Here is a 14,824-nt window from a genome sequence, read left to right on the forward strand (position 1 = left end):
CGTCCGACAGACCCTCCGCACGCACATCGCTAAAAAAACCGGTAAATTGTAAAGCGAAAGCTAAAGTAAATCCGAGACTTATATTCCGCGTTACATTCGTCATTCTCATCTATACTATCCGTGACAGGAAGTGGGCGTTACCATGACGGCGGCGGCGATGCATGGATTATTTTAGGCAATATACACGAGATTCGTTTCGCACGACGCCGACGACACGAAAAATTGCATTTTCCCATACCCGTGAAAATCCGCTTTTGGCCACTTCCGAACAGGACCGGGCCGGACAAGCCCGCTTTCTTTCTTCGCTGGGATTTGGCAGGCCCTATATCGAAGCATTCGAACAACGGGCGCTGGAAAATGGCTCGACTGTGGAAGACGAGTTGCTGGCAAGCGGTCTCGTCACGGTGGATGCCTATTTCGGCGCTTTCGCGAGAGTTCTGCGCTTGCCGTTTCTACCGGAAATCGGACCCGACCGGGTGACGGACTTGAACAAGCTGGACACTCAGCTCTCCCAGCCAAGGTTCCTGCGGCTGACGCCGCTCAACGGCACGCCGACGTTGCTGATCGTGCCGGAACTGGCGCGGATGGCATCGCTGAAAAACATGCTGGATCAGCGCCCGCGTCTTCTCGACGAATGTGCCGTCACCACGCCACAAGCCATACGCAGCGCAATCTGGAAAGCGGGCGAGGCCCGCCGCCTGGCGGAAACCCAGCAGCGGCTTTTCAACACGGCGCCGCAGCATTCCGCCAGGATCACGCTTCACGGCCAGCAGGGTTTTTGCAGCGGCGTTCTCCTTACCCTGCTCATTCTGTCGCTGCTGTTTTATACGGAAGCGGCATTTGCCTATCTGCATGTCACCCTCACGATGCTTTACCTCCTTACCCTGCTTTTCAGGCTGTTCGCACTCGTCCACGTACGCGCGGAGAACGACACGAAAACCATCCCGCCTTTTCGGCAGGAAAACGAGTTGCCCATCTATACCGTTCTGGTGGCGCTTTACCGGGAAGAGGCCGTCGTCGGGCAACTCATTGGCGCATTAGAACGTCTGGACTGGCCGAAATCCCGGCTCGACATCAAGCTTGTCTGCGAGGCCGACGACGGCGCGACAATCGAGGCAATACAGCGGACAAATCCCGGCCCGCATATGGAGGTCGTCAGGGTGCCGCCTTCCCTGCCGCGCACCAAACCAAAGGCCCTGACTTACGCGCTTTCCCGCGCACGCGGCGCATTCGTCGTCATCTATGACGCAGAAGACCGGCCCCATGCGCAACAATTGCGCGAAGCCTATGCCACCTTCCGCAACGCGCCGGAGGAGGTTGCCTGCCTGCAGGCGCCGCTTATTGTCAGCAACGCTTCTTCTTCATGGCTCAGCGCCTGTTTCGCATTGGAATATTCCGGCCTTTTCCGCTGCATGCTGCCTGCGCTTGCCGCACACGGGTTGCCACTGCCGCTTGGCGGCACCTCCAATCATTTCCGAACCGCCGTGCTGCGACAGGCCGGTGCCTGGGACCCCTATAATGTCACTGAGGACGCCGATCTTGGCCTGAGGTTGCATCGGCTCGGCTATCGTTGCGGCGTCATCCGACGGCAGACGCTGGAGGATGCGCCGACCTCGCTACCCGTGTGGCTGAACCAGCGAACACGCTGGTACAAGGGCTGGCTGCAAAGCTGGCTGGTTTTGACCCGTGCGCCCTTTTCGACCGCACGTGACATGGGGTGGATTGCCTATATGGTTTTTCAGCTGCTGATCGGCGGCATGCTTCTGTCGTCTCTGGCCCATCCCCTGCTCTTCGTTTCCCTGGCACTCATGGCCCTCGCCATCCGGGAAAACGGCGCCGATCTGCTGCTCACCTGGCAGGGTCTTCTGTTTTTTATCGATGCGCTGAATATCGTCGGAAGCTACACGATCTTCGTGCTGATGGGCAGAAGCAGAATGATCGCCTATGAGAAAAGGCATGTCGGAAAGCGGTGGCTGGCAATGCCCGCATATTGGCTGATCTTGTCCGTCGCGGCCTGGCGGGCCGTGGTGGAGCTCAAAACCAAACCCTTCGCATGGAACAAGACGCCACATATGCCAGCCGTCAAAAATACCACGTGACCCGGTATTTTCGACAGCAGCCGAAAAAGCCCTAATACTTCCTCTGTCAACCGCGACGGCGTTTCACGATTTCGGTCATGCTTCTGCTGCCGGCAAAACCGCTTCAGGCATTGCATCGCCACCGTCACCGAAATACGAAAAGCTCACGCCTTGCCGAACGAAGCGCCTCCTTCGGCAAGGTCCGTCATTTCACCCTGAAGGCGACCGAACCGCTCTACTTGGTAACGAGCTTGTTCTTGATCAGGCCGACGATGATCTGCACGATCAGACCGCCGACACCACCGCCAACGAGCTGACCGGCGAGAGCGCCGATATCCACGCCGCCGGCTGCCGCACCTCCCGCCGCGCCGAGCAGCGATCCGAGCACGGTTCCGCCGCCGAGACCGCCGATGGCGCCGGCAATCAGATTGCCGAGCGAACCAAGATCGGAGTCCTTCACTATCTTTCCGCCTGCCGTGCCGCCTACCGCACCGCCGACGATTTGGGCCAATATCGAAGCAAGATCCATCTCATCCTCCTCAGTCGTTTCCTCGACCATTCGAGGAAACAAAGCCTCTTATTCACGTCTGCGCAGGTTGAACCGAACCGGCATGGCCGGCCTTCTCTTCCTCGCCGAAGATTTTCCAGATCACGGCCCCGAGAGCGCCGCCGAGGATCGGAGCGAGCCAGAACAGCCAGAGCTGCTGCAGCGCCCACCCGCCAACGAACAATGCCTGTCCCGTGGAGCGGGCCGGATTGACGGATGTATTGGTGACCGGAATGGAAATCAGATGAATAAGGGTGAGGGCAAGACCGATGGCGATCGGCGCGAAGCCGACCGGAACCCTGCCATGCGTTGAGCCCAGAATGACGATCAGGAAAAATGCCGTCAGGATGACTTCGATCAGCAGCGCCGAAACGAGAGAATATCCGCCCGGCGAATGCTCGCCATAACCATTGGCGGCAAAACCGCCGATGTCAGCCCCCGCCTTGCCGGTGAGGATGACATAAAGCGCCGCAGCCGCGACGATCGCCCCCACGACCTGAGCCACAATATAAGGCAAGAGGTTCGCTGCCGGGAATTTGCCGGCAACCGTGAGGCCGACTGAAACGGCTGGATTGAAGTGGCCACCTGAAATGCCGCCAACCGCATAGGCCATGGTCAGAACCGTCAGACCAAAAGCGAAAGCGACACCAAGGAATCCGATGCCGAGCTCGGGAAAGGCGGCGGCAAAAACCGCACTGCCGCATCCTCCGAACACGAGCCAAAAGGTTCCCAGAAATTCCGAAAGAAGTTTGCGACTCATAACACTTCCCCTATGTTACGACTGCATCAACTATTACGTGCAATTTAATCGTAGTCAAGCTAAATTGTGTACTATTCTTTTATGGTAACGCTCTTGCTTCCGAAGCGTTATGCCATCCACAACCCGAACGACATCGGATGGCCGTCGAACCGAGATTTTTGCAGGTATTACACTTCAAATAGCCCAACGCGACGACCTGCGGCGCCGCCCCCAAAGGTCACATATCGCGCCATCAAAAATATAATTCCAAGCAAAAGAGAATACTTATATTCTAAATATAAAAAAATTCTAATTATTATTGGGCTTTCCTCGCGAATAAAATATTTGTCACATGTAATTCATTACAAATGAATAAACTATAAAAAACAACTGCAAAGAAAAAAATAGAATCGAAGCTGGCATGCAAAACATTACTCTTGATCTGTTTGAAATCTGCTTGTCAGAATCCCCTTCGTACGACTTCCATTTCGGGTGACTATCAAGTTCAAAGTTCCAGTCGTTGTTCTTATAAAACACAATATCTCGAACTTCTGATATTGTCATAGACACCAAAAAATATGCCGTCACCGATATATATAATATTCCTAAAATAATATTCTCCATAAAGAACACCAATTCATACAAAAGTAAAAATCAAATACTAAAATCATAATCATGAATAATACCTAATTATATTGAAACTTTTGCGTATACCAATATCTCGAGGATAGGAATTAATTTTTATAACAAAATTATCTAAGTTATTACCATCTTTACGTCAGTTTACTCCCAGCCAATGACTTGTCCATCGGCAGAAATGGCGAAGCGCTTCTTGTCCCTGGTCTCAACAACTTCAAGCAGAACTTCGGGTGTCAGGGGAACATGGGCTCTTGCTATCAGGTCCTCGATATTTACCCACCCCTCCACGCCAAGCTCAATGCCCGTCACATTCGGCTTGTGACGCAATATCCGGCACGTGGATCGCGGCATCGTTGGAGCGGGTGAAGGGAACCAAATTTGCAATATATGCAATTGAAAAATAACATAAAATTTATTTATCAAAGTAATTTTACCGCGGACTATACCGTAAATTTTTTGGATGTTGCTGGGCGATAAAGCACTTGTCTCGTTATGGGCGCTTCCAAACAGCGCAAAAAGCATGCTACCGCGCCGTGCTACTTAAAAGGAGGGCGCTGTAGCGCAGGCTTGAGCGGAATAATGGCAAGTTTTTCTAAGGTAAGCACTACACCCCGGTGGATTGACGCGAGAGCATCGGTGCGAAAAGCGGAAAATTCAATCAGCCGAACAAACGTGCCTGAATAACGAACCGCTTTGCTCTGATGTTTTAGGCTTAGCTGGACATCAGGACGTAGCGCCTTACGCCATAGACCTCGCCCGATGCCCTAAAAGACCAGCGGTTGCGAGGAAGAACAGTCGCCAGCGGCGTTCTCACGTAAGCGGTCTTATTATTTATCTCTTCTCGTTCCACATCATCGCGAAACGGGTTCCCTTGCCGAGGTCTGGATGCGTATGCGTTTGCTCAACGCGGCCACCTACGTTTTGTGCCATCGCCATGATGAGCTTCGTGCCAAGGCCGGTTCCACGGGGTGTTGAGTCCGGCTTCGAACCAACCCCGTCATCTTCCACAACGAGAACGAATTGTCCGTCTTGTTCTGACAAATTCACACGCACTGTCCCGGTCTGGTTGGGATAGGCATATTTCAATGCGTTGGTCAGAAGCTCGGTGATAATGACGCCTAACGCGACAGCATGGTCCGCGTTGAGGTCCACCTCACACAGCGAGGTCTCAACCGTGATGGACGAAGAGCCCGGCACGGCCTGAAACAGGTCACCGATGATGGAAGTCAAATAGGAGCTCAGAGATACGAGCCCCACATTCGCCGTGTTGTATAGGCTGCGATGCACTCCGGCGATTGCCGAAATTCTGCTCTGCGTCTCCAGCAAGGCGGTTTCTGCTTCCTGTGACTTCAGGGTGTTTATTTGCAGACGAATCATTGCGGAAACCAGCGACAGACTGTTGGCGACGCGATGGTTCATCTCTTTCACCATCATTTCCGCGTGCTCTTTGGCCTTCACCAGCAAACGGTCAGCCTCCTCCTTCGTCTGGCGCAGGCGATGGTTCTCCAATGCCTGATTAATCGCCGTGAGCAAAAGCGGAAAAAAGTCATCTCCGACATTCTTGATGACGTAGTCGGCAGCACCTGCCTTGAGCGCGTCGATGGCGATCTGGGCCTCGTTGGATCCCGTTACGTACAACACGGGAACACTTGCCGGTATCGATTGGATAGCGGCAAGAAATTCCATTCCTGTCGCCGTCTGGAAATAGTGGTCGAGAACAACGACATCGAACTGACCGTTTTGAAAAAGCTCGAGCCCGGACGCAACAGACTCGGCATGGACAACCTCCATGCCATGACGGCCAAGCACGCGGCTCGAAAGCCGCGCCAGAGCAGGGTCGTCATCGACATACAAAACGCGCAGAGCCATCATGCCTTCAAGGTATCTGAATTACGGAAAAGAACAGGCCAAGATTTTTGATGGCATTCGCAAAACCCTCATAATCGACCGGCTTGGTTATATAAACATTCGCGCCGAGATCATAGCATTTCTGAATTTCGGTTTCGTCGTCGGTGGTCGTCAAAACCACTACAGGCAAACGTCGCGTATATTCATTACTCTTGATCTGCTCAAGGATGTTGATGCCCGACATATCGGGGAGATTAAGGTCGAGTAATACGAGAAGATAGCGATCTTTGCTGACAAGCCCATCCCGACTTTCGCCCAAGATGTAATCCAGCGCCTTTGCACCGAGCGTGAAAGGCACAATCTCGTTGTTCACCCCGGCGCGCCGCACATTTTTCTCGATCAGACGCGCATGGCCTTCGTCGTCTTCGATCATCACGATCGTTACTTCCTGACCGGTCGCTTTCATTTGTCGCCTTCCTTCGTCACTCTTCTGAGGTCACTCGGCAAAAGCAAGACAAATGTGCTGCCCTCACCGAGTTTGGACTCCACCCTAATGTCACCGCCTAAATTTCTTATTAGCGAACGAACATGTGCGAGACCTATTCCCTCTCCCGGCTGATCCTGACTGCCAGCACGGCGAAAAAGCTCGAAAACCCGTTCGAGATCCTGCTCGCCGATACCACGCCCATTGTCGCCTACCTCGATACAAATAGCCCCACGCCCAGCCGGATAGGCGCGCGCGGTCAGCCGCAGCGGACGACCCGGCATCTGGTATTTCACCGCATTGTCGAAGAGATTTCCGAGAATTTGATCGAGGGATATCCGGTCGGTCACAATCGTCAGCTTCGGCGTGTCGACATCAATCTCACCGCCATTGGCCGTTATCTGATGCCGCACCGTTTCGGAAAGCGATGACAGCAATGTTTCTATATCTACCTTTTCCGGCTGCAGCTTCCGCTGACCGTCGCGAGAGATTTTCAGGATGGCATTTATCAGCTGATCCATTTTGCGCGTGGAGGAGCGGATAAATCCTATGGCTTCGGGAATATCCTCCTTAACCGCCAGCCTGGCCTCGTGAATAACGTCTTCCGCTGGCATTTTACCGTCTGCAAGAACGTAGCTGGTCACCGGTTTCAAAGAAGTGTCAAATTCGGTAAGGAAACCCATGATATTGACGAGCGGCGCGCGCAGATCATGCGTTACAATGTAGGCGAAACGTTGAATCTCCTGATTGGCGCGGCGAAGATCGCGTGTCCTTTCTTCGACGCGTTCCTCCAGATGCCGATTGAGCTCATCGACATCCTCCCGAGACCTGTTCAGGGCCCGGATATATGTGAAAACGAGAAAGATCGAGCCGCCAACGACAAGGAGAATTGCAAGCGCACCGCCCACCGTCACCCATTGAAGAGTATTCGCTGCATTAAGCTGATCAACGACAATGAGACGCAAACGATCATCGGTATCTGATTGCAACCGTGACAGAACGCCTCTGATTTCGTTCATGAAGCGTTTGCCGTCGTTGTTGCGGACGACCTCGACCGCCTCCGTTATGCGGCCAGCCCTTTGCAAATCGATCGTTTCGCGGGTCTCAGCCAATTTCGCATCGATCGCTTGGGTCAACTGCGACAAAGCCTGCTTATATCGGTCCTCGTTCTTCAGTAGATCAAGAATTCTGGATTGGCGCTGTGGCAGGCTGCGAAGAGCTTCCTCATACGGCACCAGATACTCGGCATTGTTGGTGAGCAGATATCCTCTTTGACCCGTTTCAATGTCCTGCATAGCGGTCACGACATCCAAAACCGCCGCACGCACGCGCCGCAGTTCCGCAGTTTCCTGAGAGTACCGATTGTTCACTTGGACAAGCCACAACGACGTGGAGACCATGCCAATCAAAATTGCGACACCCACAGCAAGCATCAAAAGGCTTCGCTGGGCAAACGGTGAAAAACCAATCACAGCAACAACATTCCCGGTAGGCAGCTAATTACGCGACAAACTAGAGTACGGTGACGATCGATGCGAATGATTTCTTTTTTCAGGCCGATGGAACTGCGCCCAACTTCAAGAGTTCAGCGGTGTTGGTGAAAACAGTCCCGAAAGGGCTGAAACAATGCGATGCGGTGATTATGGACTATAATTTTCAAGGAAAACAAATCCTTGTTTTGGAAGACGATGCGCTTCTGGCGATGGATATGGAGGATTTTCTATCTGACCTTGGTGTCAGCGTTATCGGGCCGGTTTCGCACATTGGCGCCGCGCTTGAAAAAATAAACGCTACGGCTCTGGATGGCGCCGTCATCGATCTTAATCTGAGGGGCGAATTGTCCTTCCCAGTCATTGACGAGCTCAAGGCAGCAAACATCCCTTTCGTCATCTGCAGCGGATACGCTGAGGTCCCCGGGGTTCGCGCGCAACTTGACGGGCTGACGGTCGTCTCCAAACCTTGCGATTTCGACAATCTGCCGCATGTTCTGGCGAATGAATTTTCACTGACGAACTAGGGCGAGGCCAATGTCGATTTGGTGCCCCGCCCAGCATCTTTTCGTTTGCCGACTTAGTCCAAGGGAAAAATGACTCGATATTGTAGGCCCTCGCGATCATAGCGAATCTCACTTTCACCCTGCAATTCGTATTGCGCGCCCCTTGTTATCAGGGTCGTCCCAAAACCGGTATCCTCTGGCACCAAAACCGGTGGACCTCCGCTTTCCTGCCACCGCAAATCGACACGGTCGAGTCCGTTTCCACTACCCAGCTTCTTCCAGATAACTTCAACCTTCCCGTTTGCGCCGGAAAGAGAACCGTACTTCTGAGCGTTCGTCGCCAGTTCATGCAGGATCATTCCCAAAGCCAAAGCCGATTTTGGCGATACATGCACTCCATCCGGACCGTCGAGCTCGACTCTGCTTGTGAAGGTATTATGCGGTTCAATCGCCCGCTTCACGACATCTCTCAAATCCGTCTCGCCCCAATTGCTCTGAAAAAGCAGGGCGTGGCTCTCCGCAAGAGCACTCACGCGGGCAACCAGCCGTTCCTGGTAATCCTTGATGGAGGTGCTGCCTTTTGCCGTTCTGCGAATGATTGAAACGACCATCGCCATCGTGTTCTTGACACGGTGGCTGAGCTCACGGACGAGCAACTCCTTGTGCAGCTCCGCCCGCTTTCGCTCCTGCTTCTCCCGGGCTTCCGCCAGCGCGCGTTCGACAGCGGATGGCAATCTCACAAGCCGCTGCTTGAGAACATAATCCGTCGCGCCGCGCCGGAATGCATCGATCGCCGCATCCTCACCTAAAACACCGGAAACGAAAATGAACGGCGTATCAGGTCTGGTCCCCATGACGACATCTAGTGCCGACATGCCATCGAAGTCCGGCAACGAAAAATCCGCAAGGATGATATCGAACTGATGTTTTTCCAGTGCCTCGATAAACGATGCCTTGCCAACTGCCCTCGTCACCGCAGGCGGTGGCGAAAGGCGTGAAAGCTGTTCTTCGATCAGTTCCGCATCGACAGAGCTGTCTTCAAGCAGAAGAAGCCTGCTTGCCTCCATTCGCAACACCGCCTCATCCGCCATTGCGATGTGCACCCGGCGGCGGTTCGTTCAAGAGAGCCCAGAAGACGCCAAGATCCTGTATTGCCTTGAAGAACTGGTTGAATTCCACAGGTTTGACGACAAATGCATTCACGCCGAGTTCGTAGCTTTTGACGAGATCCTGTTCTTCCCGGGACGAGGTCAGCATGACGACCGGAATGTGCCGCAAGTGGTCGCTGCCCTTAACCGTTTGCAACACCTCAAGCCCGTCCACTTTCGGGAGTTTGAGATCGAGAAGGACCACGGCAGGATCACCAGCCGGCCGGTTGTGATGACTGCCGCTGACATTCAGATAGTCGAGCGCCTCGGCGCCGTCACGCGCCACAATCACCTCATTCGCCAGCTGGCATTTCTCAAGAGCGGTCAGCGTTAGTTCCAGATCGCGTGGATTATCTTCCACAAGCAGAATGGGTCTCAGTTCAGGCAATTTTTTCCTCGTCAACTTTCGTAATCGGCAATGTGAAAGAGAACGTGGCTCCCTCACCGACAGTTCCCTCGGCACCGACCAAACCGCGATGGCGTTCGACAATTCGTCGCACCAGCGCAAGTCCAATGCCTGTTCCCTCAAAATCCTCTACCCGCTGCAACCTCTGGAACACGCCAAAAAGCTTGCTGTAATAGGCCATATCGAAGCCGACACCATTGTCTTCGACCGAATAAGTGACGTCATCCTCGGTTTCAACCGCAGAAATGGTGATGATCGAGACCGGCTCCCGAGACGAATATTTGAGGGCGTTTTCGATGAGATTGTACCAGACCTGCCGAAGCAGTGTCGGGTCCCCGAATATCACCGGCAACTCTCCGATGCGCCACTCGATCTGGCGATCGGCAACCGCATGTCCTAGAGAGCGACGAACTTCGCTCACCACTTTCTGCATATCCACCGGTTTCAAGGTGAGCTGCGTTCTGCCAAGCTGTGAAAAGTTCAGGAGATCATCCACCAGCCTGCCAGCACCCAGCGCCGCCTCTGATATCATCTGAAGATAATGCAAGGATTTCTCGTCCAGAGCGTCGCTACGCTCCCGCAATAACTGCGCAAACCCGACTATATGGCGGAACGGCGCGCGCAGGTCGTGCGAAACGGAATAGGAAAAGGCCTCCAGCTCTTTATTGGTCCGCTGCAATTCCCGTGTCAGATCCGCCATCTCCTCGGCCTTGCGCAGGACAATGCCGATGATCGCGCTGCGAAGCTCCCTCGCCGCCGCAAGCTCGGGCTCCGACCAGGAAGACGAGGTGTTGCGCAATTGCTCCTTCCATATCTCAAAGGACTTGCGCGGATGAATGCGCCCGCTCTCCTGAACCGTCTTGTGCGGATCACCGCCCCAGCGCACCGTTTTTATGACTTCCGGCCGAAACCAGATGAGCCAGCTGCCGTGCAACTCCGAAACCCGCATCGCGATAATACCGCTGGCAACCGAGGCAGAAGCCGAGGCGGCAGGGTAGTCGCCGGCGAGATTGTCGGTCGCGAAGACATCGGCGATCTCTCTTTCGCCAAGCCACAGAATCAATTCTTCAACCTGCTGGCGTGAGGGCGTCTTGCCGACCAACTCGTAGTCGTCACCCAGGACAAGCGCTGCGCCATCCGCACCCACCTGTTTCAGCAGGTTTTCTCTTTCACTTTCGCCTCCCAGCAGGCCATCAACCCATTTTTCGGCGGCGGCCATGCCTTTCAAGAGCCGGGCCTGAATGTGGCCAAGCTCAACCCGTCGGGATGCATCCTGGGAACTCTGCTCCATGGAAATCCGCATGGACAGGAGTTGTGCTGCAAAATCACAGGCTTCACGTGCAGCAAGAGATACCGAATGAGGTGTCGCGTGATGGCAGGCAATCAAGCCCCAGAGAGCGCCATTGACGATGATGGACACCGACATCGAAGCGACCGTGCCCATATTGCGCATATATTCGAGATGAACCGGCGACACACTGCGAAGCTGTGAAAAGCTCATATCGAGCACCGCTCCCGTTTCCGCATTCACCTGCGGTCTGATTCGGACGGGCTTATAATTGACATCGGGAATCATTCGCAGGCGATTGATGGTGTAGAGCTGCCGCGCCTGCGGCGGGATATCGCCCGCCGGAAAGCGAAGTCCGAGGTAAGACGGCAAAGCCCCGCTCCCAGCCTCCGCCACGACATGGCCGCTCCAGTCCAGTCCGAAATCATAGATCAGAGTACGATCATGACCGCTGATTGAGGACACCAGTTGCGCCGTCCGAAAAAGCGCGTCCTCCAGCGACGGCGCGCTGTTCAGATATTTCGCCAGATTGGTAAGTTCGCCCATCAGCCTTTCAGCCGACTCGCCCTCTCTTGCCTTTTCGACCTCGAGAATAACCAGAGGCCCGGATCGATGCGCCAAAACATCGAGTTTCTTTTCGGCCCAGGCATATCGGAAATTGCTCTCTTCGCCGGAATACCAGGCGGAGAGTGCGGAGATGAACGGCAAGATTGCTTCGGTGACAACGGCTCCGATTGGCAGGTCCACACCAATATAACCGGCGAGATTATCGCTCGCCTGAACCACGGATAATTCCCGCGCGGACAAAACCACTAGGGCTCCATGTTCCTGAATAGCACCGGGAATGTGGATGGGCTCCGCGCCGCAACTATCCAGTTTCGGCGTATGTGAACTCATAACTTTCTCCAGTCGCTCTCTTTGCAAGAACGTTCGACCTGCTCAAAAGATGCGGCCAACCTATTGATTATTACGGGGATGTAAACGCTCGTTTTCGCAAAATTGCCGAATGATCTCCACCAGACTGCCGGTTGCACACATGCAAGAGGTTCAGACGGCCAGGGATTGTGGCAATCACTTAACCAGCACATCAGCGTGCTGGAGCCTGATGCGTGGCTAACGCATAAAACCAAGAAGACCGCTGTCTATTTTGAGAACAAAACAAGCAGGCGTATTCGCAGGAAAATACATCGCTTCAGGTTTATTGGGAGCCGTTGGCGACTGAGCCAAGCCACATTTCTCGATGGGTGCGCCACTGCAGTTTTCAACGTGGCATTCGCGCCAGCCCCTTTGCCAGAATTGGCCCGGTCGGTCTGCCTGTCGGCGATCCGCCTGCCTGCTCGAGCGTGATCTCGTAAAGCTGATCGTTTCTCGGTGTCGGCAATGCCGGTCCTTCTAGGCGTGCTGAGCGAACGCCTTCGATAAGACCGAGCGAAACAGGCCCAACATCTTTGGACGGCAACGTCCACACCTGGATCGTCTTGTCTTGCGGCACGGCAAAATCAGCCAGCATGCGTACAGTCGCTTTTTCGTTTCCAAAATCCTCGACCACTGCCTGAACCTCTCCTGCCTCATTGACGAGAACTGCGATCACCAGCGGCTCCATGGTGCGTGTCAGGCTGAAGGTCAGACCGGCGGCAAGAACGACGGTTGCTGCAATCGCGGAAATGGCGATTGACCGCCATCCGTTTCGCTTATTGTCGTTTGCGGTGCGGATAGACTTACTGGCAATGGATTTCCCCTGCGGCGACAACCGGCTTTCGATATTGCTCCATAATTCACCGTTCACGGCTGCGGGCGCAACGCTGGTATCGAGTGGCAGAAAACGCTCGCGGCTTGCCGTGATTGCCGCCCGCAATTCGCCGTCCCGCTCCGTTGCCGTTTCGATAGCCGCAGCCTCGGATGCCTCAAGCAGCCCCAATACATAGTCATCGGCGATGTCGGGAATGTCTTTACGATCATATGTCATGCCATGCACTCCCGAAGGGCGGAAAGACCGCGCCTTATCCAGGACTTCGTCGTCCCGAGCGGAGCACGCAACCGGCCGGCGATTTCGCCGTGGGAATATCCGGCGACGTAGGCCATCAGAATGCCCTGCCTTTTAGTCTCATCGAGCGCGCCCAGACATTCATAGAGGCGGGAATTCCTGTCGAGCTTCTGCCATACGGCAATCACCTCATCCGCCTGTTCGCTGTCGCGAAGCGTTTCAACATCCTGCACGGCAAGTTCGCGACTCCCGTCCCGCAGAAGATTAAGCGCCCGGTTTCGGACAATGGCGTAAATCCAGCCACGCGCCGAACCGTGGTCGGCTTTATATTGGTGCGCATGCGTCCAGATGCGCACGAAGCTCTCCTGCACAACTTCTTCCGCCAGTTCCCTGCGCTTGACGATGCGCTCTGCGACCGCGATCAACCGCCCTGCCTCACGGTCGAAGATAGCGCGCAATGCGTTTCGGTCGCCTCTGGCGCAGGCGGCGAGCGCCCTGTCGAGATCGTCCGGCACGGAACCCATACGCATGCGAAACCTTTCCAGTTGAGACCGCAGGCACGGTCGGCTTTGGCATAATACCCATAGAGGAACGATATGGATGCATAAGGCAGATATTTTTTTGCTGCCTGCATCCAAACCCACATCCCCGCGTGTCTTCATTGATGGAAGCGTCGAAAACCAAGGGTTGGGCGACTTCCAAAAGGATCAACGCACGGGAGAAAGACATGACGACTATCCGCCTCACTCTGATCGCTTCCGCCGCCTTTGCGGCAACCGCAAGCGCCGCCGTTTCCGCCCCTGTCCTTGGACTGACCGGGGACAAGACGCTGGTGATGTTCGACACCGAGAAGCCGGCCGTTACCAAGAGCATGGATGTGAGCGGTGTCGACAAGCTTGTCGGCATCGATTTTCGCCCGGGCAACAAGACCCTCATCGGCGTAACGCCCGATCATCGCATCGTCACGATCAACCTCGAGACGGGCGCGGCAACCGACGTGGCGAAGATGGACAAGATGCTGACCTTGACGGAGGCTCCTGTCGTGGTCGATTTCAACCCGATGGCGGATCGTCTGCGCTTCATGACCGGCACAACCAATCACCGCGTCCACCCCGATACCGGCGCGGTGACGGTTGATGGTGCACTCGCTTACGAAGACGGCGACATGCACAAGGGAGAAACGCCTGATATCGTTGCCGCTGCCTATACCAACTCCGTCGGCAAGCCGGAGAAAACGGCCATGTACAATATTGATGCCACCATCGGCGCACTGGTCCAGCAGACGAAACCGAATGACGGCACATTGAAAGCCATCGGCAAGCTTAGCCTCAAGGAGAAGCCGGCAACTTATGCATTCGATATCCACGGCGAGGAAGGCGACAAGAACACGGCCTATCTCGCCGCCGGCAATATTCTCTACACCGTCAATTTGGAAACCGGCGCCGCAACCGAAGTCGGGCCGATCACCGGCGCAGACAACGGCCTTCGCGATATCACGGTGCTTCCCGCAATGTGAAACACAATCTGGGTTAAATCCCGGTGTCAAAAAACAGGGCTGGCTCGTAAACGGGGCCAGCCTTATTATTTGATCAATCCTATGGCCAATTACATCTTCGCCAGCAGAGCCTTGGTAAGCTGGGCCTTGTTTTCCGGCCTCAGTTGGTTTT

At 54.7% G+C, this 14,824-nt stretch carries 14 protein-coding genes; 3 read left to right on the forward strand and 11 right to left on the reverse strand.

The window, feature by feature from the left end:
• Nucleotides 1-161 precede the first annotated feature (161 nt).
• A complete protein-coding gene (locus AC5YUO_RS05655; RefSeq protein ID WP_496154544.1) occupies nt 162-2,099 on the forward strand; it encodes a glycosyltransferase family 2 protein in 1,938 nt (645 codons plus the stop codon).
• Nucleotides 2,100-2,313: 214 nt separating this feature from the next.
• Here AC5YUO_RS05655 and AC5YUO_RS05660 read toward each other — a convergent pair whose 3' ends face one another.
• The 6 genes from AC5YUO_RS05660 to AC5YUO_RS05685 all read right to left on the reverse strand — a co-directional run bounded on the left by AC5YUO_RS05660 (nt 2,314) and on the right by AC5YUO_RS05685 (nt 7,768).
• Nucleotides 2,314-2,607, reverse strand: coding sequence for a hypothetical protein (locus tag AC5YUO_RS05660; protein ID WP_400820907.1), 294 nt, complete (start codon nt 2,605-2,607; stop codon nt 2,314-2,316).
• Between the two features lie 52 nt (nt 2,608-2,659).
• Nucleotides 2,660-3,385, reverse strand: coding sequence for an aquaporin Z (gene aqpZ, locus AC5YUO_RS05665; protein ID WP_496154545.1), 726 nt, complete (start codon nt 3,383-3,385; stop codon nt 2,660-2,662).
• Between the two features lie 762 nt (nt 3,386-4,147).
• On the reverse strand, nt 4,148-4,525 hold the full coding sequence (locus AC5YUO_RS05670) for an RNA 2'-phosphotransferase (RefSeq protein ID WP_496154546.1): 378 nt from the start codon (nt 4,523-4,525) through the stop codon (nt 4,148-4,150).
• A 309-nt stretch (nt 4,526-4,834) separates the two neighbouring features.
• On the reverse strand, nt 4,835-5,875 hold the full coding sequence (locus AC5YUO_RS05675) for a sensor histidine kinase (protein WP_496154547.1): 1,041 nt from the start codon (nt 5,873-5,875) through the stop codon (nt 4,835-4,837).
• Nucleotides 5,876-5,879: 4 nt separating this feature from the next.
• On the reverse strand, nt 5,880-6,317 hold the full coding sequence (locus AC5YUO_RS05680) for a response regulator (RefSeq protein WP_142843558.1): 438 nt from the start codon (nt 6,315-6,317) through the stop codon (nt 5,880-5,882).
• The gene (locus AC5YUO_RS05685; protein WP_496154812.1) at nt 6,314-7,768 is read right to left on the reverse strand and encodes a sensor histidine kinase; all 1,455 of its coding nucleotides are present in this window, start codon (nt 7,766-7,768) and stop codon (nt 6,314-6,316) included. Before AC5YUO_RS05685 ends, AC5YUO_RS05680 begins: the two co-directional genes overlap by 4 nt.
• Nucleotides 7,769-7,857: 89 nt before the next feature.
• Between AC5YUO_RS05685 and AC5YUO_RS05690 the strand changes: the two genes are divergently transcribed.
• A complete protein-coding gene (locus AC5YUO_RS05690) occupies nt 7,858-8,352 on the forward strand; it encodes a response regulator (protein ID WP_496154548.1) in 495 nt (164 codons plus the stop codon).
• 53 nt (nt 8,353-8,405) lie between these two features.
• Here the strand turns inward: AC5YUO_RS05690 and AC5YUO_RS05695 are convergent, their stop codons facing one another.
• From AC5YUO_RS05695 to AC5YUO_RS05715, 5 genes are all read right to left on the reverse strand, one after another.
• Nucleotides 8,406-9,422 (reverse strand): sensor histidine kinase, encoded by a 1,017-nt coding sequence (locus tag AC5YUO_RS05695; protein ID WP_496154549.1) that lies wholly within the window; start codon nt 9,420-9,422, stop codon nt 8,406-8,408.
• Nucleotides 9,412-9,867, reverse strand: a complete 456-nt coding sequence (locus AC5YUO_RS05700; protein WP_496154550.1) for a response regulator — start codon at nt 9,865-9,867, stop codon at nt 9,412-9,414. Before AC5YUO_RS05700 ends, AC5YUO_RS05695 begins: the two co-directional genes overlap by 11 nt.
• A complete protein-coding gene (locus tag AC5YUO_RS05705) occupies nt 9,860-12,070 on the reverse strand; it encodes an ATP-binding protein (RefSeq protein ID WP_496154551.1) in 2,211 nt (736 codons plus the stop codon). Before AC5YUO_RS05705 ends, AC5YUO_RS05700 begins: the two co-directional genes overlap by 8 nt.
• Nucleotides 12,071-12,434: 364 nt before the next feature.
• Nucleotides 12,435-13,139, reverse strand: coding sequence for an anti-sigma factor (locus AC5YUO_RS05710; protein ID WP_496154552.1), 705 nt, complete (start codon nt 13,137-13,139; stop codon nt 12,435-12,437).
• Complete coding sequence (locus tag AC5YUO_RS05715; RefSeq protein ID WP_496154813.1) at nt 13,136-13,681, reverse strand: sigma-70 family RNA polymerase sigma factor; 546 nt, start codon at nt 13,679-13,681, stop codon at nt 13,136-13,138. The genes AC5YUO_RS05710 and AC5YUO_RS05715 overlap by 4 nt, the downstream gene beginning before the upstream one ends.
• A gap of 203 nt (nt 13,682-13,884) precedes the next feature.
• Between AC5YUO_RS05715 and AC5YUO_RS05720 the strand changes: the two genes are divergently transcribed.
• Nucleotides 13,885-14,673 (forward strand): DUF4394 domain-containing protein, encoded by a 789-nt coding sequence (locus AC5YUO_RS05720; protein ID WP_496154553.1) that lies wholly within the window; start codon nt 13,885-13,887, stop codon nt 14,671-14,673.
• Nucleotides 14,674-14,824 lie beyond the last annotated feature (151 nt).

Source organism: Agrobacterium sp. LEGMi-208b, assembly GCF_059511785.1.